1 protein-coding gene is annotated in these 579 nt (G+C 39.7%); it reads left to right on the top strand.

The window, feature by feature from the left end; translation table 11 throughout:
• Positions 1–336 (top strand): GNAT family N-acetyltransferase (locus R7093_RS26820; protein WP_318147224.1); only part of this gene is annotated, 336 nt, incomplete at its 5' end.
• Positions 337–579: the final 243 nt, after the last annotated feature.

The raw sequence follows: 579 nt of genomic DNA, 5'->3' as shown, positions 1-579 counted from the left end.
CAAGAGATTGGTAAATTCACCATCATTGAAAAAGATGGCTTAATCATCGGATGCGCGGCTTTATACCCATATTCTGAAGAACGAAAAGCTGAAATGGCCTGTGTTGCTATTCACCCAGACTATCGGGATGGCAACCGAGGTTTGTTGCTGCTGAACTACATGAAGCATCGTTCAAAATCAGAAAACATCAACCAGATTTTTGTCCTTACCACCCACAGTCTACATTGGTTTAGAGAGCAAGGATTCTACGAAGTTGGAGTCGATTACTTGCCAGGAGCCAAACAAGGGCTGTACAACTTTCAGCGTAAGTCCAAAATCTTAGCGTTAGACTTATAAACAAACTCAACATCATTAACAGATGCGTTCTGAATCCTCAATCCGAGGTTTAGAACGCCATGCTCCGACTCTCTCAACAATAAAGCAATGAATCATAAGCAGTAATATCATTAATTTAGATATGCAAAGCATTACATTGATTTTAGTTCCATTTTTACCTTTTCAATATACACACTGTTGGCTATACTCTGCGCGCTAGTGATTGGTTTTTAACCAATGCAAATGGATCTAGGTGATGATACG

The sequence above is a fragment of the Vibrio sp. 1580 genome (assembly GCF_033340055.1).
Note: the sequence above shows the minus strand (reverse complement) of the source record. Positions and strands in the feature narration are given on the sequence as shown.